The following is an 18,152-nucleotide window of genomic DNA, read 5'->3' on the forward strand; positions in this document are numbered from 1 at the left end:
TATTAATAATAATGTACGTATAAATATCAACATAATTAATCCAGTTTGTTATTTTTTATACGATAGCATTCTTCTGAAAATATAACAGAATATAGTACAGCTATTATACTTATGTTATATTTTTAACAACAAATATTGAAACTCACTGTTGTATAGTGTGATCTATTAACGACCCGGTGTAACGCCTTGTAATTCATCATCTGTACGGCGGTCATAACGTTGGGTAGTTGTAATACTGCTGTGTCCCATAAACTTACTGACTAATAATAAATCATAACCAGAACGTAATAAATTAGTCGCTACAGAGTGACGAAAATCATGGGGCGATATTCGACGTGAAAAACCAAGTTGATAAATATGTTTACAGAGATCATTTAATGTTTGAGTCGTTAAACGTTGTGACGTTAGTTGCTGATAACGATTAACCCCACAAAAAAAACTTGAAATTTGTTGTGGATGTTGAGATCGCACCATTAACCATTGCTCAATTGCCGCATAAAGGTCGCTACTTTTTGAAAATGGAACATAACGTTCTTTATTACCTTTACCCAAAACTCGAATTTTACATAAATAAAGATCAATATCATTAACATCCAGTCCAATAACTTCTGCACGACGTAACCCAGATTCATACATTAACCAAAAAATTGCATTATCTCTTAATGCTTTTATCTTGTTCGATTGTGCTAAAGTTAGTGCCGATATTTGGTCAACATCGGTATAACTTAAGTAACGACCACTCGATTGTCGAGAGCCTCTTGGTAGTTTTATTGCTTTGATCCGTTGTAACGTTTCAATAGAAATTGACTCAGATAACCACGCATGATGAGCAACACCTCGTAACATTCTCAATAAATTATCGGCAGTAGCAGGGGCGTAATCTTGTTTTCTATCGCTACTTTTCATGGTTAAACGTGATGATAAAAATGATTGCATTGAGGTTTGCAATACTGGTGCATAAAGAACGCTATACCAATCCATCCTTTCAATACACGGTTTTATACAAAAACAACTGAATGCTTCAAGCATAACCTTAGCTTGTGATGTTAATTCAATCGTTAAAGTTTGTTCTGTATAACTTGGAGGAAGCCAGCCTTGTTCCAACTCAGTCGTTGATTGATTATAGAGTGAAAATTGCTCAATAGAATATTTCCAATTAGTATATTGATATAGTGAAATCTGTTGCTGTCGATAAAAATAGTCACTGATTATTAATAATGCTTTCTTTAATGGGTTAACATGTAAATTCTTCAGCGATCGCTGTGGATCAAAAAATAATCCTTTCATCTTTGCTTTTGTTTTTGCTCGATGAATTAAAAAAGCAGCCATCGTTTTTTCAATAAGAGAAGGGGTTGTTAATAATACAATCCAATCAATTTTCTCAAATGTTGATGTTAATAGAAATCGACTAAAACGTTCTAATGTGTAACGAGCATTTGCTTGGCCGCCAGTAGTATCTGTCGCTGCAAGCGAATTAATATAAGCTAGCGCAGGATTTATAACAAAATTATCACGTTGTCGGATCTGTTGGCTTACTGCTGTTTGTTGACGTAATGAACCAGGCCTAAGATTAAAGTCGTTATGTACTAAAGAATTTGAAGGGATGATCGTCATTGATTATGGTCTTTATTCTTGATCTGCTATAAGAGATATTATATAAGACTGATAAAATAAAGCTATATAAATCTGTTAGTTAGCTGAAAATGAGAAGATCATAGAAATCTGTATACAGAGCAATTATCGCTCAAAAAAACGGCAATATGAATAGGGGAAATTTTTATATCATCAGGTAATCTGTGGTACTTTATAATTATATAAAAGTGTTACAGTGTAACTAAACGAGGGTATTGAGTCTTTGATGAAGATATATTATAAGTGAGAATGCGGCGTAATCTTAAAAAGAAAGACTAAACCGCGTTTAGAGCATGTTATTTAATATCATGATCACTGGATTTATATGCTATAAATGTTACATAACAAGATGAGAATTAGTGACTATTATTTACGATATCATCGATAAATGATCGTTTAGAAAGTGAACTACATACAGAGCCAAGACGCATTGCGGCATCAATACTTTTTTCTGTTTCGTTGAGTTCTAATAAACTATTTACATGAGAAGAAAGACATATATAACCACCATTCATTAACGAAACAACCACGCATGCATAATGATAAGCGGTTTCATTTTTAATATTTAATTCTTGTAGAGGACGAAAATGAAGACTTTTTAACGATCCTCCTTCCTTGATATCAATAAATTGTCGCGCAATAAAATAGGGATTAGTAACACCCATCCGTGAAATGGCATATTCAATATCTTCTAATATGGCCTCATCAGGGAGTTTTATGTGTTTATTGATATATTCAACAAGATACTTACTTTGAGAATTTAGAGCAGCAGCCCACGCTGCATAAATTAAATTATCATTATTTAATTCTGTTTGCTTTGTTAATAGCGATGACAGAAGGGCTATTTGATCATCAATTACTGGCATAAACTAATACTCATGATATGAATGTAAATAAATTAAAGAAACGTTGGTTGAATGAATCCAGCTAACGATTTTATATTATTAAGCCAATTTTCAATATTTTTATAATTATCTAAACTGAAAGAAGCTTCATCAATATAAAGCAGTGTTGAAGCGACGGCAATATCAGCAATGGTTGGCATATCAGTAACTAAAAATACGTTATCTTCTAATTGTAGATTTAAGATATTTAAAACGTCATGAGTGATAGTTTCACATTGAGGTAATAATTCTTCAGGTAACATTTTAAAAGCAGTAATTAATCGTGCTTTTTCAATTCCTTCATATAATTCGTTACTGACTAATGATAATAACGTGTCAATCTTAGCCGCTGTTGCAATGTCAGATTCTGGATACCAATGCGTTATTTGAGACTTTCTTGCTAAATAACGTAATATTGCCATAGAATCACTGACAGTCACTTGATCGTCAGTCATTACTGGAATTTTACCTAGAGGGTTAACGGCTAAAAATTCAGGTGACTTTTGTTCATTTTTACTTAAATCAATAACCTGCTCTTCAACATTAAAACCAAGTAATGATGCTGCTAATCGAGTACGGTAGCTAGGGATTGAATATGGGAAGCTATATATTTTCATGTTATTCTCTTTTTACACAAGTCTGTGTAAATTATTATAGGCCACTTTTTTTTAAACACAATCATTTTTACACAGATCTGTGTATAATAAATAAAATTAAAAGTAAGGTGGTACAAAAAATGACTAAGCGACAGAAATTAATCACTGGTTTTCTTGAACTAGCACAAAAAGAAGGGATCACGCTTACCGGTGTTGATACGATTGCAGAACATACTAAAATATCAAAGAAGACTATTTATAATAATTTTGGTAATAAAGAAGGTTTAGTCATAGAGGCATTAACATCATTTAGCAATAACATTCAACAAACCTGGGCGGAAGAATGGAATATTATTGAAGATAAAAAAGAACTAGTTTTAGCTCGGTTCAGTGAATTAGAGCATTTAATAAACAACCAACAATTTTATGGCTGTATATTTATGGCAGCTTGTCGAGAATTTTCAGATGAACAACATCCATTGCATCAATTAGCGGTAAAGCATAAGCAAGCTTCTTGTATTGAAACACAAAAAAGATTAACTGCATTTGGAATTGAAAATTCTCAGTTAGCTTTCCATATTGAATTACTTTATGAAGGACTTATCGTTAAATTAGTCGCTCATAAAGACGTAACGTTAATTACTGATACTAAAGAAATCTTACGTACTCTTATCAAATAATAACTAAATATTATTCTTGTAGAGTACAAACGATATCCATTTAAGATAATAACAATATTGTGCTCTTCCATCTGAATATTAATACGTTTTTCATGCTTGAATATAATCAATACGGTAGCCACAAATACATATAATAATGTTTTTTCCTTCAAGATATTCAGATTTCCCACACTTTGGACATACGAAATTTTTTATTGAAGTAATCATAAATACACCATAGTTTTTAACATATATTCAATATATAGCGTATTAAATTATTGAGTAAGATTAGTTTCGATAACATGCGATAAGAGCCACAAAATAAAAATAAATTATGCACTCTTTTAGCCAATCGTTCTTAATGCTTCCAAAATGGACTATTAATAAATATCATTCAGCAATAGATTTTATAAAAAAGCTCCCACAAAATAAGAGCGAGAGCTTGTTTAAGACACTGAATATTAGTTAATAATTACTTATCAACTTCAAAGCCAAATGTTTTGTTTTGAATATATACCATGTCACAGTCAGTGGTATATACCACACTATGAATGCGGTTAGCTTTGATATAACCCGTTTGGCCAGCAGTTAAGATCATTGGCTCGCCATCATTAACTAATTCACCATCAACGCGAAGATGGAATTGAATTGCAATTTCGCCAGTAACGATAATTGACATATCATCATGTGGATGATGATGAGAATCTTCTACTGTACCTGCTTGCCAACGTTCAAGTAATGCTGTTACACAATTGGCATTACTTTCATCAGTATCTCGAAAACTAAATCCAGTGAACTCAGGATCAGCAGTAAAATCAGACCAAATATCTTTTGAAATAAACGTGCTCATAATAAAGATTACCAATAAATAACAATAATTTTATTATAAACACTTATCAGCAACCTAATCAGTATTAAATTAGTAAGCTCAATATGCAATTATAACGTACTACATATCGTAATTTGGCTGTTCTAGCCAATCATCAGCTTCATCAAACATTGCTTCAAGTTCTAATTCGACATGCTGTTTATCTTCTTTTAAACCACCTAATACGCTTAATTCGTTAGCTCCGCCTAAGCGTACTCGAACTAATGCATCAGGCCAAGAAATTGCCATACGACGAGTAAATTCAGATTCAACCTGATAAAAAGTATCTTCAGGTACATTGTTTTTATTAACCATTAATTCAATACGCATATAAGTCCATCTATTATACTGGATAAAATAACACTGATTATATATACAGTTTAAGTAGGGATCCAATCTAATCTCTTCATGGTATTGAGTGGTAATGCTTGTTGCCCGTAAATTTGTATCATATAAGGTAACGATTAAAATTAAACAGGATAATAAAAACATTAAGAGTCATAATTACTATAATTAAATGCATTATTGACACTTAAAGGTGGAATTTTTTTAGTTAAAACTCGTATAGTAACGGCATAGACAATTAATACGAGAATATGATCATGTCAACATTTACAATGACAAGTAACAGCATTGCTGAAGAGAAACACTACGACAAACGTTTTTCATTTAATAGCTTTGGTAATGATGGCGATAACATTTCCCCTCAACTTGCTTGGGAAAATGCACCTGAAGGTACGAAAAGTTTCGCGGTAACGTGTTTCGATCCTGATGCACCGACTGATTGTGGTTTTTGGCATTGGCAAGTTATTAATATTCCAGCATCAACACACGAATTGGCGGAAGGTGCATCAACTAATCTTGCCGCTGGTTTAGAAATGCGTAATGACTATGGCTTTAATGGTTACGGCGGCGCATGTCCTCCTGAAGGTCATGGTGTTCACCGTTACGTATTCACAGTATGGGCATTACCTTGTGAAAAACTAGAAGTGCCAGATGACGCATCGTGTGCATTAGTTAGTTTTATGCTTAATGGTACGGCTTTAGCAAAATCGACTATTACCGCGCATTATCAGCGTTAATCATCATCATGCTCGCGTTAAAGAAAAGTCTCATCAGTAGTTATCTATTATGAGACTTTCTTTTTTGTAGCATAAATAACATCACCTAAGCTAAAAAGGGGAATAGCATGTCAGCGCTGGTTCAGTGTATTCATTACACAGGTCAAAAATCACAGCAATTACGCAATGTGCCATTTATCTATCCTTCCATTGTTTGGGTACAAGCCGGTGTGAAAAAATTACAATGGCAAAATGATTGGATCAATATTGATCCTAAAAATTGGCTACTCACAGCAGGGCACTCACAACAAACCTTTATTAATCAACCATCACAGACTGTATTTTCATCACTGCAATTATGCTTTTTTACTAAACCAACCACTGAACTCATTAACCGTTCTCGCCATCATGCTAGTCACCATATAGCGCCTAATTATCAATTTGATCACGTTGGCGAATATTTGTTTATGAACTTGGTTAATCTGCCAAAATCATTACCGTATAACGTTCAAGAGTGTATGGTCAATGCATTATTTGAACATTTAGCTAATATTGGTAGGTTGCATCAACTTTTTGGCTCTCAAGATTTATTATGGCGAGACAAATTGGTTGGACTTTTTAGACAGCAGCCTAGCGAGCATCATAGTATTGAATCAGCCTGTCAGCATTTTGGTTTAAGTAAATCGACACTAATCCGTCGTTTGCGTGAAGAATCCACTCAATTTAGAGAAATTTTAGCCGAATTAAGAATGGGGTACGCATTAATGTTACTTCAGCAACAACGTTATACGCAGCTTGATTTAGCACAACTTTGTGGTTATCAGTCAGAGACACGGTTTGCACAACGATTTAAAAAACAGTTTGGTTTATCACTTAAAGAATATCAAAATACAATTGAATCTTAGCTAAGATATATTTTTAAACTTAAATATGTGACAAAGGCAAAAACTCACCAAATTAACGCTATGCTATAAGAGCATTATTTTGTCGTAAACATTGTTTTAAATGCCAGCATATAATACTATAACGACATTATAAAATAATGGCATATCAATAAAATGCATATATTAAAAAAAACGGTTATTGCTATTTCTTGCTTTGTTTGTCCGATTGCAGCACAAGCAAGTGAAAATTATATCTCAGTAGGTGCAACACATTTAGGTGGTAATGGTGTGAGTGCTTCTGGTGGCGGCTTTTCTTGGGCATCTTTTGGCTCAAAAGAACAAAATGTCGGCTTCATCGTTACAAGTTCATTAGCTAAAGAAGATGTAGATAGTACTGGTGACGTGAATAATTTATTCATTCCTTATCGCGGTACATTAACAGTATTTGATATTAATGTTGGCCCTATCTTTAAAGTTCAAAATTTATCATGGCTTCGTTTATATCCTTTGATTGGTATTTCTCATGCCAATGTTGATATTAATGCTTGTCTAGATCATATCTGTGCTAGCGATAATGAAAGCAAAAATGAATTTAACTATGGGGTAGGCTTACAACTAGACATTCCAACAACAAATATATATACCGAATTTAATATAAAAAGAGTTATGGGTGATTTTAACAAAACCAATATGTACTTTGGTGTTGGTTACCATCTATCTAATACTTTATATTAACTTTTACGCCTATAATTTTAATATACTAAAGTGGTGATTTTTAATTGCTTTAGTATATTAAAAATCATAGTGTTAGTAGATGTGGCTATTTAAACAGTATCTTATCTAAGAGATAATTGATAAATATTTAATTATCATTTACTCTAATTATTATAATTTTTTGTAATGATAATTAGAGTAAATCATGATCAATCCTCAATGGTTAACGACATTTAAAACATTAATAGAAACAGAACACTTTACTCAAACTGCCGAGTTGTTAAATATGACTCAACCAGGTGTTAGTCAGCATATCAAAAAATTAGAACAAGCCTGTGGCTATCCACTTATCACACGCTATAACAAACAGTTTGAAATTACAGAACAAGGGCAGCTTGTCTATCAATATGCTCAGCAACAAACACTTCAATATCAATTATTAATGAATGATTTACAAACGGACAGCCCCTATGAAGGGACATGTAAACTGGCTTGTTCAGGATCATTTGCATTATCACTATATCCTCAGTTATTACGCTTACAACAGCAATATCCCAAACTACATTTTCATTTAGAAGCTGCGCCTAACCATAAAATTTTAGACAGTATTGAAAATAATACGATAGATATAGGCATCGTTACTCAACAACCGATGAACGATCTATTTGAAACTACCATCATAGGGCAAGAACCTTTATGTTTAGTCTTTCCGCTACAATACAAAGATCATGATCTTACTAATGAATTATTAACAACCTGCGGGCTTATTGATCATCCTGATGCACAGTATTATCTTACTAAATATTTCAAACATTGTGGTCATCATAATTTAATCGACATTAAAATTGAACAATTACCGATGACTAGTTATATCAATCAACTAAACCAAATTTTGATCGCCGTAGCTGAAGGTATTGGTTTTACAGTGTTACCGCAAAGTGCGATTGATCATTTTGTTGATAAAAATAGATTATATATAGCACCACCATTAGCTTCAGTTACTGAACAATTATTTATTATTCAAAAGAAATATCGTCATTTACCAATACGTTATCAAACCGTTACTTCATTATTAACATCACTGTGCCAATAACGGATTAAATTGATGATTAAACGAACAAAAATGTATTTATTTTATTATATAATTTGACCTTCTCTATAAAATAGACTTTAAATAGATCACAAATCAGTATTTTACTGAAGAGGATCTCCCATGAAGAAGTCAACGAAATCGGCCTTAGTAGTATTAGGTGGAATAGTAATTTGTAGTCTTGCATTTACAATGATCAAAAGTGAGCAAACCAAAAATAACAACACTACCGCTCAACAAACAACATCGACTACGCTAATAAAAGATAAACCGTATAAATGCAGTGATTTTGATCCTAAAACTGGGGGATTAAAAGGCTGGACGGCAGATATGGGAATAGGGCCTGCAATACCAGAACAATTACTACCGAAAGATTGCCCCGCACTTCAACAATAATCTTTCATACCAAAGCTCTTAATTAGAAGGGCTTTGTTTTATCTCAACACCCATAAAAATACCCATAAACTCCGTGGCATATGTTAGTTGTGATGTTACTTGTACCCAGTGTGTTTATTATTTATAGCTTTTATTGATTTATTTTTTAGATTAAAAATCCTTATTTAATACTATATCAATAAGATACATTCTCATTGCGTACATAAAACAACCATATTTTAATATTAAGTTGCGTTTTACTGTAAAAACTTAATAATACAACCTGAAAAATTAAAAACAAAAGAGTCAATATGTCAGGTAAAAATCGTTCAAATATCCACGTTGGTTTAGATGTACAAATAGTATTAAAACAAGATCAACGTAGCGGTAAACTTACAGCGGGCACCGTCGAGAAAATCCTAACAAACTCACCGACCCACCCACACGGCATCAAAGTCCGCTTAACAACGGGTGATGTAGGTCGAGTAAAAGTAATTGTTTCTGAATAAATAAATCACTAAACCTTTTATTCAAAAATAGTCACTAAGCAAAGCGCAATAATACTTTGTCATATCAACACGTCAGTCCATTAATAAATTGACCGCACTACCTAAAAGAGAATTCCGTGAATCGAACTAATATTATTCTACTTAGTGTCGCACTATTGCCGACGCTTGCATTTGCACAGTCGCCACAAGGCAACACCACCAACCAATCATTCAGCAAAGCTAAAAAAATCATGCAAAAGCAGATTTATACTAATCCTGTTGATATGAAGACTATTTATTGCGGTGCAGATTTTAATAATAAAAAATACGTTACGTTACCATCTGGTTTTACTACTGAGGTATATAAAAAACGCATTAAACGCTGGGAGGCTGAACACGTAGTTCCTGCGGAGAACTTTGGTCGTGCATTTACAGAATGGCGTGAAGGCGCGAAAGTTTGTATTGATAGCAAAGGTAAATCATTTAAAGGTCGTAAGTGTGCTGAAAAAGCCAACACTGAATACCGTTTAATGCAATCAGACCTTTATAACCTTTATCCAGCAGTAGGGGCTGTTAACGCTGCTCGTCAAAACTACAACTATGTAATGCTGCCTAAAACCGCCAGCAAAAATTACCGTTCATTTGGTAGTTGTGACATGATCATTGATAAGAAAGATCATGATGCTCAACCACCAGAACGTGCCCGTGGCATTATTGCGCGTACTTACATGTATTTTGATGCAGTATATCCAAGTTACAAAATGAGTCGTCAACAACGTCAATTAATGAGCGCATGGGACAAGCAATACCCAGTATCAAAGTGGGAATGTCAACGAGCAGCTAAAATCCAAAAGATTCAAGGCAATGTTGATCCTATCTTAGTGTCGCGTTGTAAAAATATCGGTTAATATTACTACAATTAATCTTTTAGAATCCACATTGAACGATGTGGATTTTCTATTTATAGCATCACTATATTCAACACATGCGGTTAAATATGACAGCATGATTCAACCTAATATTTACAACGCTATGTATGATTACCCCGAATTGTTAACTTTTTACAGCACTCGTAGCGTTAATGTTATGATCTTCGTAGGATTATCGACCACTGATAGCGTTAATAATGAGCGCCAGTTATCAAAAGCAAACTAAACTATATTAATATTTCATTATTTGTAGTCTTATATGCTACGCTATAAAGGTAACGAGCTAGAAATACAATAGCATTAACCGTTAAGTTAATTAACCTGTTGTAATGATATATAATTTAATTGTAGTCAAACAGCAAATAACATCATTTATTGGAGTACCATTTATTAATGAGCAGCAATCGTAGAACCCAGAACCAATTAGCCGCACTTACAAAGAAACTTTCTAAGTTACAAGCTATGTCTAAGTCTACTAGAGATGGTGCAAGTAAAGCACGTTACACTGCTGATATTGAAAAAATTGAAATAGAGCTTAATAAGCTTAAAGAAACTGAAGAATAGAATCTTTCTATTTATGACGTTTGGCCTACTACTATTTCTACAATAGTAGTAGGCTAGTCAGTCATGCTAAGCAAAATCCTACCATTACAATTCAGATCACTAATAGCGACTCCCCATACCAAACCGGTTTGACATGTCATCATCTATTCGACCACCTTTCCATCCACCTAAAACAAGCAGATTAAGCACATCCTGTCCGGTGTAATCATTACCTTCAAAGAAATAGTGCGACACATCATTACGTAACAATTTCAGGGTAGGGTTTTCTTCAAAATTAATATCTTGTGGATCAACATACAAAGCGACTGCGATTTGTTGCTGACGGGCACTACACTCACGGGTACTTGCTGTGATTTGACCTAAAGAGAAAAAATCTCGACTGCCATAACCCTTTATCAACCCTGCAGAAAGCAACTTGATAACCTTTTTGATTCGGCGATGCTGAATAATTCTAAGCAATGTGATCCCCTTGATTATTGGCATTATCAACAACATCAGCTTTAAATGACTAAAACCAATGGAGAAGCTATCATCTTACTTACAATAGGCTCTTTCGTAAAATCAGTGACACAAATCCTAATAAATTTAAAGGAATACATTATAAAGCATGTTGTCTAGACAGGTTTTGTAAGTGTAATTTATCTGTTTGCTCATTATCAGGTAATCGTAAAAATTCTAAACGACCATAGCAGAACTGAATTTTATTTAGAGTAACAACATGATCTTCATGTTGATTCATCCAATCTCTCATACCATCTAATAATATTACATCTTTCGGACGTGATGTTTTAATTTCACCATTACCTGTAAACACAACTAATGACTTAATTTGCTCTACTGGTACAAAGTCGAATAAAGCTTGAATTGCTTTGATATGTTTATAATTTTGATGAATAGGATTCTGAAATTGCGAACGCTTTTTGAATAATACTTGTAGCCACTTCTTGTCCTTAGCATTGCCATAAATCAAACCACTATAATGTTTGGTTTCAATAACAAACACACCTTTAGTACAAATCAAAATATGATCTATTTGAGTAGTTCCACCATCAACAGATAAAGTGACGTTATTTACAACAATACCTATTACTTGCTCATTGATTAAATAGGAATTCAATTTTTTTGAAACCAATTCTTCACCAATATTACCTTTTGATTGTTGCTTCTTTTTTGTTTTTTTTTCGAAATTATTGTTTGTTTTTTTTCCGAAAAAAATACCGCCTAAAATAAAACAAAAAAACAATCCAAAGATGTAAAGAAAAGCTAGCATAAATACCCCCTAAAATTAGGCGTAAATTTATCACTATGCAACATGTTTTAAAAGTGCTTTATACTTGAGTAACAACAAGAAATTTAACAGGGGATGATTTGACCGCTAGTTTGATTAACCCAGAGCAGGATAATCAGTATAACCGTGTTCATTCCCACCAAATAGTGTCGCGCCATCCAAGTCAGCTAACGGTTGTTGGTGTTGTAACCGCGAAACAAAATCAGGGTTGGCAATAAACGGACGCCCGAACGCAACCAAATCAGCGTAGCCTTTGTTAAGCATTTCATCAGCACGCGCTTGAGTATAACGGCCCGCGACAATGATCGTATTGGGGAAATACTCACGCAACTCAATTCTAAACCGCTCAGGGATCACTGGCGCATCATCCCAATCAGCTTCCGATAAATGCAAATAGCCAATATCACGGGCTTGAAGCTGTTTTGCCGCCTCTAAAATGGTCGGCACAATATCAGGGCAATTCATGTCTTTAAAAGTAATGAAGGGCGCAAGTCGAACCCCCACTTTATGCGCACCAATCACATTACTTACCGCATCAACCACCTCTAATAAGAAGCGAATACGGTTCTCTCTAGTGACACCGTAACTATCTGTACGATGATTAGAATTAGTACGTAAGAACTGATCGATAAGATAACCGTTACCACCGTGAATTTCGACACCATCAAAGCCAGCATCAATCGCACATTTCGCGGCATGAGCAAAATCAGCCACCACCCGATCAATATCAGCTTGGGTCATAGCTCTTGGTTCAACACAATCGACCATGTTGCCATTACCTTGTTCATCAGCAATCCACACTTTGGTTTCTACTGGTTTAAGTGCTGATGGCGCAATAGGTTTATCACCACGCTGAAAGGTAGGATGAGACACGCGGCCCACATGCCATAACTGACAAAACATTGCAGCACCTTGCGCTTTTGCTGCTTGAGTCACTGTTTTCCAGCCAGCGACTTGCTCATCAGTATAGACACCTGGAGTGAACGAATAGCCTTGTGAATCATCTGAAATCTGGGTTGCTTCCGAGATAATTAATCCCGCACTAGCACGTTGTTGATAATAACTCGCCATCATTGCGTTTGGAATATTACCCGGTTGGCTACTACGCGCTCGTGTCATCGGTGCCATCACAATACGGTTTTGCAAATTCAGTAGTTTAAGCTGTGTTGGTTCAAAAAGCTTGCTCATCATCGACATCTTCATTTCCTTTCTGTCTAATCTTGTTTGATGGTGTCAGTATATTGGTTTGATAGAATTTGATAATTAGGTAAAATTTAAAAAGATTATTCGGGTGAGCTGAACAATAAACACAGGGAAAGGGCATGGATAAGTTTTCTGACATGACGTTATTTATCAGTATCGTTAAAAACCAAGGTTTAGCGGCAGCAGGAAGAGAGCTAGGATTATCACCAGCAACCGTCACCGCAAGACTGCAAGCATTAGAAGATCGCTATGGGGTTAAGTTACTCAATCGCAGTACAAGGCATCTCTCTTTAACGGAATCTGGCGCAATGTATCATCAGGCCAGTTTAGACATTATTGACAGCGTTAAAGAGACAGAAAACTTACTCCAAACCGGTAGCCAAGAAGTGCGCGGAACGATAAAGATCGCAGCGCCCCGAGACATAGGCAAGCAATACATATCACCAATAATTTCAGCGTTTTGCGAATTGTATCCAGACGTTGTGCCATACTTATATTTGGACGATAAACTCACCAACCTAGCGGAATCAGGCATAGATATTGTTATCCGTTATGGCGAACTAGCAGACAGCAACCTAATCTCGCGCAAACTGGCATCCAGCAGACGCGTATTGTGTGCAACGCCCCAATATTTAGCCAATAAAGGCACACCGATCACACCGCAAGATCTCGCTGATCATCATTGTTTAGCCATGATACGCAGTAATGAAGAGCTGAAAACATGGCATTTTAGCGACGATACCCAACACAACGTTATAACCGTATTACCCAAACGATTCTCAGATGATGGCGAAGTGATTCGTCAATGGGCATTAGATAGCGCAGGTATAGCGTTAAAGTCTATATTAGATATTGAGCAAGACATACAACAACAGCGACTGGTCACTGTGCTTGATGGATATATGAAGAACTTCAATGCATCGACATCATCTGCCAGTGCAGACTTAAATGTGATTTACCAAAGCCGTCAATACCAACCCAAACGGCTGCGATTGTTTATTGATTTCTTGATAACGCGATTTACGGGTAGGTTAGGGTAGTTGTCGTTATTATTTTTACTCATCGTGGGCAACACGTTTAATGAGAATGTACGCTTATCGTGAATTATCACCCCTTGATGATGATTGGCTGGGCTGGAAGATATCTAAAGGAAAGCTGATTACCCCTAATGGTTGGCCGTTAACACCAAATAGGATCATTATGGGTAATGCTCTTATAGAGATAGGGGCAGCTGATGAACTTCGTTTTCAACGAGAAGTATTACGTACAGCTAGGATGCTTAAAAAGTTAAAATAATATTATCGAGCCTGTTGCTTAGGCTGGCTCGATAATAATACAAAGACTATTAATAATTACATTTAAACGAAAAAAATGTTGGGTATAATAAAACCTCGGGACAACACTTAATCATCTAGATAATATAAAATAAAAGTTAGTTATGTTCCTTATATTAAGCAAAAATATTGAGAATGTAAATACAGTAATAAAACCATAAAAAATAGCAGCGTAATCTTTGAAAGAGTCAAGACTAGAAACAGATATAAATATAAAGTTAAATAAAAGATTAAATAACTCTAATAATAATAAAAAAATAAAGTTTATAACTAGCAGTCGATATAATGATATTTTTTTGTTATCTAACACTCTTTCTGTCATAGATATTTTAAGGTCTGTGATATTTTTCTCTGATGCAGATGCTAATATTGTCAAACAAGTTATTGAGAAACCAATTAATATAGCTAAACAATTTACAATTAGAGACGCTATGTCTTTTAACTCTGAAACTTTAATGTTTTCATAAACGAAAAAATATAAAACAAAAGATAAAAAAAATGAAATCCCCCATTCAAATGTTAACTCATTCCTTTGAGATATAATAAAGTAATCTTTTATAGGGTGTACATATTCACAATACATTTTTGGCTGACTAATCATATTAATGTGCTCATTTCTATAAACATTTCATCAGAAATAATTACACCATCAATAATATTTGTTTCAACTTCAATAGTTTTCCTTAATTTGAATAACTCTGTATCAATAATTGATTTCTTACCTAAATCATCATAAACCTCAACTTTCATTCTATTTATGTGTGAAGTTCCTTTTGTATACTCATTATAGTAATCATCTAGCATATCAATTAAATCATCAGTCGCTTTTAATGTTATTTGTAAATCACTAGTATAAGTTTTCATTTTATTAGAATATCTAGCGAACTCAGAGCCATGTATTAGATCTTTCTCAATATATATATGACCAAATCCAATTTTTGTTGCATCATGAAGAGCTACCGTGAAATTATTATTAGGAACAAATGCAGTAGAGAATCTATAACTACCATCAGGCTTATCTCCTAAAAGTAATTGTATATCTTTAGGCTGATTCTCAAAATCTTTTTTAAGGCCAGTAACAAATATATGTTTAAAATCATTAAAATACTGAGTAATTCCTCTTGCTGTAATACCGTTTATTCTTTCTTCTATTAATAATAAAACATAATCTTTTTTAATATATAACTTAACATGGGTAAGTTCCTCATCGCCTTCAGTCATGCTTCGTGGATTATCTTTTGTTTCTAATGTTTGTTTATCAATTACGGGCGGTCTATATTCATATTTAGCCGAAGAAAAAATAAGATGATAACAATCTTGAGTAATAACATTTATGGCCTTTAAAAAATGAAATTTTTTTCGTCCTTTCATTTCAATATCCACAAGACGTTCTTCATTAGGGAGAGTTCTAATAAAATTAATTACATTAATAAAGTTATCAACCCCCATAAACACGGGATCATTCACTGGAGTTCTTAATTTTTTTACGCGTAAATGATAAAAACCTATAGATTTAGTTACTTTTTTTTTCTGAATAACTGCCATTTAAAACTCCTAATTAATTAGTTAAAGAATAAATCATGATCAATATTTAATTTAAATGAAAAATAAAAAACACACATAATTGATAACAATTCCTATTACTTGATTTTGTACTTAATAAGAATCCAACTTACTCGAAATTAATTCCTAGCCTATATTAACTTTAACATTGCCAACACACTTAAAGTTCCTACAAGTCAAATAGATACAAAATCATAGATAGCCAACCACCTATGTATGCGCACAAATTTAACATTATGCAACTTGTTTTAAAAGTTAATTTATAAGATTTGTTTTATATACGTACACGTAATGATTAGATATTCCGTCATGTGGATAACAAAAAAGCGCGTTATCCACAATCCTAATGGAGTGGGGAACGCGCTTTTAGTTTTGGCCTCCAACCACAAAGTTTTAAAAGCTAAATAATAGTGGCCTTTATCAATACTGATAACTGATTATTGATCTCTCTGTCTGATGTAGAACCAAAGAGCGAGCCTATTAGTGGTATATCTTTTAGAATCGGCACTCCCGTATCATTATTTCTTGATTCCTCACCAACCAAGCAACCAAGCAACCAAGTATGATTGATTGACCATCTTTAGCTTGAATCACTGTCTGTATCTGGCGGTTATTGGTGATGATGTCGCTTGCTATATCACTATTGCTGACACTGCTTGATGTTTGGTTAATGTCCATCAATACCGTATCACCAATGATATGCGGTGTTACTCGTAGTGATACACCTACGTGTCGATTCACGTAATGGCCGATGCATGTCTTTAGGATATTGAGCAGCTTTAGCAAAACGGTGGTTAAAATCAGCAATAAAGTCGGGGAGCCATACATTAGCTTGTTCAATATTATCAATGTGTTGTAAACGCATTTCTTTGACTAAGCGATCTTGTAAGGTTTTGTTGGCACGTTCAACACGGCCTTTGGCTTGAGATCTATTTGCGCAAATCAATTCAATGTTTAAGTCATGCAATACACGACCAAACTGAGTCACGCGGTTGGTTTTCGCATCCCGTTTACTGACATGAAACACCGCATGTCGATCGCTGTAAAAAGCAGTGGGCTTACCATGGTGTTCAACATATTCACGCGTGGCAACCATGTAATCAAACGCAGATTCTGTTTTGCTAAAACGTAAGTTCATCAGTTTGCCGGTGGCATCATCAATGAAAACCAACAAACAACATTTGCCGCTGCGACCTTCAAACCAATCATGATGTGAGCCATCTATCTGAATTAACTCACCATAACAATCACGTCGATGACGCGGTTGATAAACACGAGGCTTACGTTTGAAATGTGGTACCCAAAGGCCATCAGCGATCATCCATTGGCGTAAGGTTTCTAATCCAATTTTAATGCCGTGACGTTCAATCAATTTTTCACGTGCTAACGTGGGTCCGAAGTCTGAATAATATTCGTGGATCAGGTTTAAACATTGATGCCGTATATCAGCATTAATTTTGTTGTCTGGCGATTGTCCACGACGTTGATGAACTAAACCAACAGCACCAAGATCTCGATAGCGTGTTATTAATCGTTGAACCTGACGAACGCTGACATTAAGAAGCTGTGCAGCATCTTTACGTTTGATTCGTTTTTCACAAACATCACGAATTGTACCTAAGCGAAATATCTCTTTGTCATTCATGGTAACCAACATATTTTGTTTAACTCAAATTGATCAGCAGATACTGATCACTATAGAAAAACAGGACATTTTAGCTTTGCAGAAAAGAGACACTTTGCCTTGGGGGCTACAACTTCTGTTTTCTCTCTTTTAAAATGTCCTCATTATTCCCCGATTAAAATGTCTCCTTTTAAGGTAGTTCATTGTGGTGAAATTGGGGTTATAGAGTAGGGAAGTCAGGGCTTTTTTCTGGTGCTGGGTTTAAATTGTTCTGGGTGAACTAACACTGGATTTATTTCTTCAAGTTGACGGATTGCCCGTTGTTGGGCTGTACGTTTAGGGGCGCTTTTACTGCGACTACGCTTTTGTTGTTGGTCATATTGTTGCTGTTTTGCT

Annotated in this window: 21 protein-coding genes and 1 pseudogene; 10 read left to right on the plus strand and 12 right to left on the minus strand. The window is 34.6% G+C overall.

Going from position 1 to position 18,152, the window contains the following annotated elements:
* Window positions 1-165 precede the first annotated feature (165 nt).
* From CIK00_RS04985 to CIK00_RS04995, 3 genes are all read right to left on the minus strand, one after another.
* Complete coding sequence (locus tag CIK00_RS04985) at window positions 166-1,614, minus strand: tyrosine-type recombinase/integrase (protein ID WP_101767811.1); 1,449 nt, start codon at window positions 1,612-1,614, stop codon at window positions 166-168.
* Window positions 1,615-1,988: 374 nt separating this feature from the next.
* Window positions 1,989-2,498, minus strand: a complete 510-nt coding sequence (locus tag CIK00_RS04990) for a hypothetical protein (RefSeq protein ID WP_101767812.1) — start codon at window positions 2,496-2,498, stop codon at window positions 1,989-1,991.
* A 32-nt stretch (window positions 2,499-2,530) separates the two neighbouring features.
* The gene (locus tag CIK00_RS04995) at window positions 2,531-3,133 is read right to left on the minus strand and encodes a glutathione S-transferase family protein (protein ID WP_101767813.1); all 603 of its coding nucleotides are present in this window, start codon (window positions 3,131-3,133) and stop codon (window positions 2,531-2,533) included.
* Between the two features lie 119 nt (window positions 3,134-3,252).
* Here CIK00_RS04995 and CIK00_RS05000 point away from each other — a divergent pair, with 119 nt between their 5' ends.
* A complete protein-coding gene (locus CIK00_RS05000) occupies window positions 3,253-3,792 on the plus strand; it encodes a TetR family transcriptional regulator (protein WP_167388514.1) in 540 nt (179 codons plus the stop codon).
* 451 nt (window positions 3,793-4,243) lie between these two features.
* Here the strand turns inward: CIK00_RS05000 and CIK00_RS05005 are convergent, their stop codons facing one another.
* Both CIK00_RS05005 and CIK00_RS05010 read right to left on the minus strand, forming a co-directional pair.
* Complete coding sequence (locus CIK00_RS05005; RefSeq protein WP_101767815.1) at window positions 4,244-4,621, minus strand: cupin domain-containing protein; 378 nt, start codon at window positions 4,619-4,621, stop codon at window positions 4,244-4,246.
* 99 nt (window positions 4,622-4,720) lie between these two features.
* Window positions 4,721-4,969: a DinI-like family protein gene (locus CIK00_RS05010; RefSeq protein ID WP_101767816.1), complete on the minus strand. Its 249-nt coding sequence runs from the start codon at window positions 4,967-4,969 to the stop codon at window positions 4,721-4,723.
* Window positions 4,970-5,241: 272 nt separating this feature from the next.
* Here CIK00_RS05010 and CIK00_RS05015 point away from each other — a divergent pair, with 272 nt between their 5' ends.
* The 7 genes from CIK00_RS05015 (at window position 5,242) to CIK00_RS05045 (ending at window position 10,159) form a co-directional block, all read left to right on the plus strand.
* Window positions 5,242-5,721 (plus strand): YbhB/YbcL family Raf kinase inhibitor-like protein, encoded by a 480-nt coding sequence (locus CIK00_RS05015; RefSeq protein WP_101767817.1) that lies wholly within the window; start codon window positions 5,242-5,244, stop codon window positions 5,719-5,721.
* A 107-nt stretch (window positions 5,722-5,828) separates the two neighbouring features.
* Entirely contained in the window at window positions 5,829-6,605 is a 777-nt protein-coding gene (locus tag CIK00_RS05020; protein ID WP_101767818.1) for a helix-turn-helix transcriptional regulator, read from the plus strand.
* A gap of 153 nt (window positions 6,606-6,758) precedes the next feature.
* On the plus strand, window positions 6,759-7,319 hold the full coding sequence (locus CIK00_RS05025) for an outer membrane beta-barrel protein (protein WP_101767819.1): 561 nt from the start codon (window positions 6,759-6,761) through the stop codon (window positions 7,317-7,319).
* A 184-nt stretch (window positions 7,320-7,503) separates the two neighbouring features.
* Window positions 7,504-8,391 (plus strand): LysR family transcriptional regulator, encoded by an 888-nt coding sequence (locus CIK00_RS05030; protein WP_101767820.1) that lies wholly within the window; start codon window positions 7,504-7,506, stop codon window positions 8,389-8,391.
* Between the two features lie 120 nt (window positions 8,392-8,511).
* The gene (locus CIK00_RS05035) at window positions 8,512-8,784 is read left to right on the plus strand and encodes a hypothetical protein (RefSeq protein WP_101767821.1); all 273 of its coding nucleotides are present in this window, start codon (window positions 8,512-8,514) and stop codon (window positions 8,782-8,784) included.
* A 290-nt stretch (window positions 8,785-9,074) separates the two neighbouring features.
* Window positions 9,075-9,272 carry a YwbE family protein gene (locus tag CIK00_RS05040; RefSeq protein WP_101767822.1) on the plus strand — a complete coding sequence of 66 codons (198 nt, stop codon included), beginning with the start codon at window positions 9,075-9,077 and terminating at the stop codon, window positions 9,270-9,272.
* A 116-nt stretch (window positions 9,273-9,388) separates the two neighbouring features.
* Window positions 9,389-10,159: an endonuclease gene (locus tag CIK00_RS05045; protein WP_373322855.1), complete on the plus strand. Its 771-nt coding sequence runs from the start codon at window positions 9,389-9,391 to the stop codon at window positions 10,157-10,159.
* A 684-nt stretch (window positions 10,160-10,843) separates the two neighbouring features.
* On the opposite strand, the gene CIK00_RS05055 is transcribed toward CIK00_RS05045, so the two are convergent.
* The 3 genes from CIK00_RS05055 to CIK00_RS05065 all read right to left on the minus strand — a co-directional run bounded on the left by CIK00_RS05055 (window position 10,844) and on the right by CIK00_RS05065 (window position 13,220).
* A complete protein-coding gene (locus tag CIK00_RS05055; protein ID WP_101767824.1) occupies window positions 10,844-11,203 on the minus strand; it encodes a DUF6559 family protein in 360 nt (119 codons plus the stop codon).
* Between the two features lie 139 nt (window positions 11,204-11,342).
* The gene (locus CIK00_RS05060) at window positions 11,343-12,014 is read right to left on the minus strand and encodes a nuclease-related domain-containing protein (RefSeq protein WP_101767825.1); all 672 of its coding nucleotides are present in this window, start codon (window positions 12,012-12,014) and stop codon (window positions 11,343-11,345) included.
* A gap of 114 nt (window positions 12,015-12,128) precedes the next feature.
* A complete protein-coding gene (locus tag CIK00_RS05065) occupies window positions 12,129-13,220 on the minus strand; it encodes an alkene reductase (RefSeq protein WP_101767846.1) in 1,092 nt (363 codons plus the stop codon).
* Between the two features lie 134 nt (window positions 13,221-13,354).
* Here CIK00_RS05065 and CIK00_RS05070 point away from each other — a divergent pair, with 134 nt between their 5' ends.
* Together CIK00_RS05070 and CIK00_RS05075 are read left to right on the plus strand one after the other, a co-directional pair.
* Window positions 13,355-14,275 carry a LysR family transcriptional regulator gene (locus tag CIK00_RS05070; protein ID WP_101767826.1) on the plus strand — a complete coding sequence of 307 codons (921 nt, stop codon included), beginning with the start codon at window positions 13,355-13,357 and terminating at the stop codon, window positions 14,273-14,275.
* A 40-nt stretch (window positions 14,276-14,315) separates the two neighbouring features.
* Window positions 14,316-14,531, plus strand: a complete 216-nt coding sequence (locus tag CIK00_RS05075) for a DUF3653 domain-containing protein (RefSeq protein WP_080155937.1) — start codon at window positions 14,316-14,318, stop codon at window positions 14,529-14,531.
* Window positions 14,532-15,166: 635 nt separating this feature from the next.
* Here the strand turns inward: CIK00_RS05075 and CIK00_RS05085 are convergent.
* From CIK00_RS05085 to CIK00_RS05100, 4 genes and pseudogenes are all read right to left on the minus strand, one after another.
* Window positions 15,167-16,114 carry a hypothetical protein gene (locus CIK00_RS05085; RefSeq protein WP_080155935.1) on the minus strand — a complete coding sequence of 316 codons (948 nt, stop codon included), beginning with the start codon at window positions 16,112-16,114 and terminating at the stop codon, window positions 15,167-15,169.
* 418 nt (window positions 16,115-16,532) lie between these two features.
* Complete coding sequence (locus tag CIK00_RS21495) at window positions 16,533-16,640, minus strand: hypothetical protein (RefSeq protein ID WP_233426534.1); 108 nt, start codon at window positions 16,638-16,640, stop codon at window positions 16,533-16,535.
* Window positions 16,628-16,960 carry a hypothetical protein gene (locus CIK00_RS21650; RefSeq protein ID WP_101767828.1) on the minus strand — a complete coding sequence of 111 codons (333 nt, stop codon included), beginning with the start codon at window positions 16,958-16,960 and terminating at the stop codon, window positions 16,628-16,630. The genes CIK00_RS21495 and CIK00_RS21650 overlap by 13 nt, the downstream gene beginning before the upstream one ends.
* Window positions 16,866-17,777: pseudogene (locus CIK00_RS05100) on the minus strand (ISNCY family transposase); the annotation flags it as partial. The gene CIK00_RS21650 and the pseudogene CIK00_RS05100, both read right to left, overlap by 95 nt.
* Between the last annotated feature and the right edge of the window lie 375 nt (window positions 17,778-18,152).

The organism is Photobacterium carnosum, from assembly GCF_002849605.1.
In the GTDB taxonomy this organism is placed as follows: Bacteria; Pseudomonadota; Gammaproteobacteria; order Enterobacterales; family Vibrionaceae; genus Photobacterium; species Photobacterium carnosum.

What these genes read in the sequence shown, in the direction of transcription:
- CIK00_RS04985 (WP_101767811.1), bottom strand. Translation starts at nt 1,614, where the DNA reads ATGACGATCATCCCTTCAAATTCTTTAGTACATAACGACTTTAATCTT.
- CIK00_RS04990 (WP_101767812.1), bottom strand. Translation starts at nt 2,498, where the DNA reads ATGCCAGTAATTGATGATCAAATAGCCCTTCTGTCATCGCTATTAACA.
- CIK00_RS04995 (WP_101767813.1), bottom strand. Translation starts at nt 3,133, where the DNA reads ATGAAAATATATAGCTTCCCATATTCAATCCCTAGCTACCGTACTCGA.
- CIK00_RS05000 (WP_167388514.1), top strand. Translation starts at nt 3,253, where the DNA reads ATGACTAAGCGACAGAAATTAATCACTGGTTTTCTTGAACTAGCACAA.
- CIK00_RS05005 (WP_101767815.1), bottom strand. Translation starts at nt 4,621, where the DNA reads ATGAGCACGTTTATTTCAAAAGATATTTGGTCTGATTTTACTGCTGAT.
- CIK00_RS05010 (WP_101767816.1), bottom strand. Translation starts at nt 4,969, where the DNA reads ATGCGTATTGAATTAATGGTTAATAAAAACAATGTACCTGAAGATACT.
- CIK00_RS05015 (WP_101767817.1), top strand. Translation starts at nt 5,242, where the DNA reads ATGTCAACATTTACAATGACAAGTAACAGCATTGCTGAAGAGAAACAC.
- CIK00_RS05020 (WP_101767818.1), top strand. Translation starts at nt 5,829, where the DNA reads ATGTCAGCGCTGGTTCAGTGTATTCATTACACAGGTCAAAAATCACAG.
- CIK00_RS05025 (WP_101767819.1), top strand. Translation starts at nt 6,759, where the DNA reads ATGCATATATTAAAAAAAACGGTTATTGCTATTTCTTGCTTTGTTTGT.
- CIK00_RS05030 (WP_101767820.1), top strand. Translation starts at nt 7,504, where the DNA reads ATGATCAATCCTCAATGGTTAACGACATTTAAAACATTAATAGAAACA.
- CIK00_RS05035 (WP_101767821.1), top strand. Translation starts at nt 8,512, where the DNA reads ATGAAGAAGTCAACGAAATCGGCCTTAGTAGTATTAGGTGGAATAGTA.
- CIK00_RS05040 (WP_101767822.1), top strand. Translation starts at nt 9,075, where the DNA reads ATGTCAGGTAAAAATCGTTCAAATATCCACGTTGGTTTAGATGTACAA.
- CIK00_RS05060 (WP_101767825.1), bottom strand. Translation starts at nt 12,014, where the DNA reads ATGCTAGCTTTTCTTTACATCTTTGGATTGTTTTTTTGTTTTATTTTA.
- CIK00_RS05065 (WP_101767846.1), bottom strand. Translation starts at nt 13,220, where the DNA reads ATGAGCAAGCTTTTTGAACCAACACAGCTTAAACTACTGAATTTGCAA.
- CIK00_RS05070 (WP_101767826.1), top strand. Translation starts at nt 13,355, where the DNA reads ATGGATAAGTTTTCTGACATGACGTTATTTATCAGTATCGTTAAAAAC.
- CIK00_RS05075 (WP_080155937.1), top strand. Translation starts at nt 14,316, where the DNA reads ATGAGAATGTACGCTTATCGTGAATTATCACCCCTTGATGATGATTGG.
- CIK00_RS05085 (WP_080155935.1), bottom strand. Translation starts at nt 16,114, where the DNA reads ATGGCAGTTATTCAGAAAAAAAAAGTAACTAAATCTATAGGTTTTTAT.
- CIK00_RS21650 (WP_101767828.1), bottom strand. Translation starts at nt 16,960, where the DNA reads ATGTATGGCTCCCCGACTTTATTGCTGATTTTAACCACCGTTTTGCTA.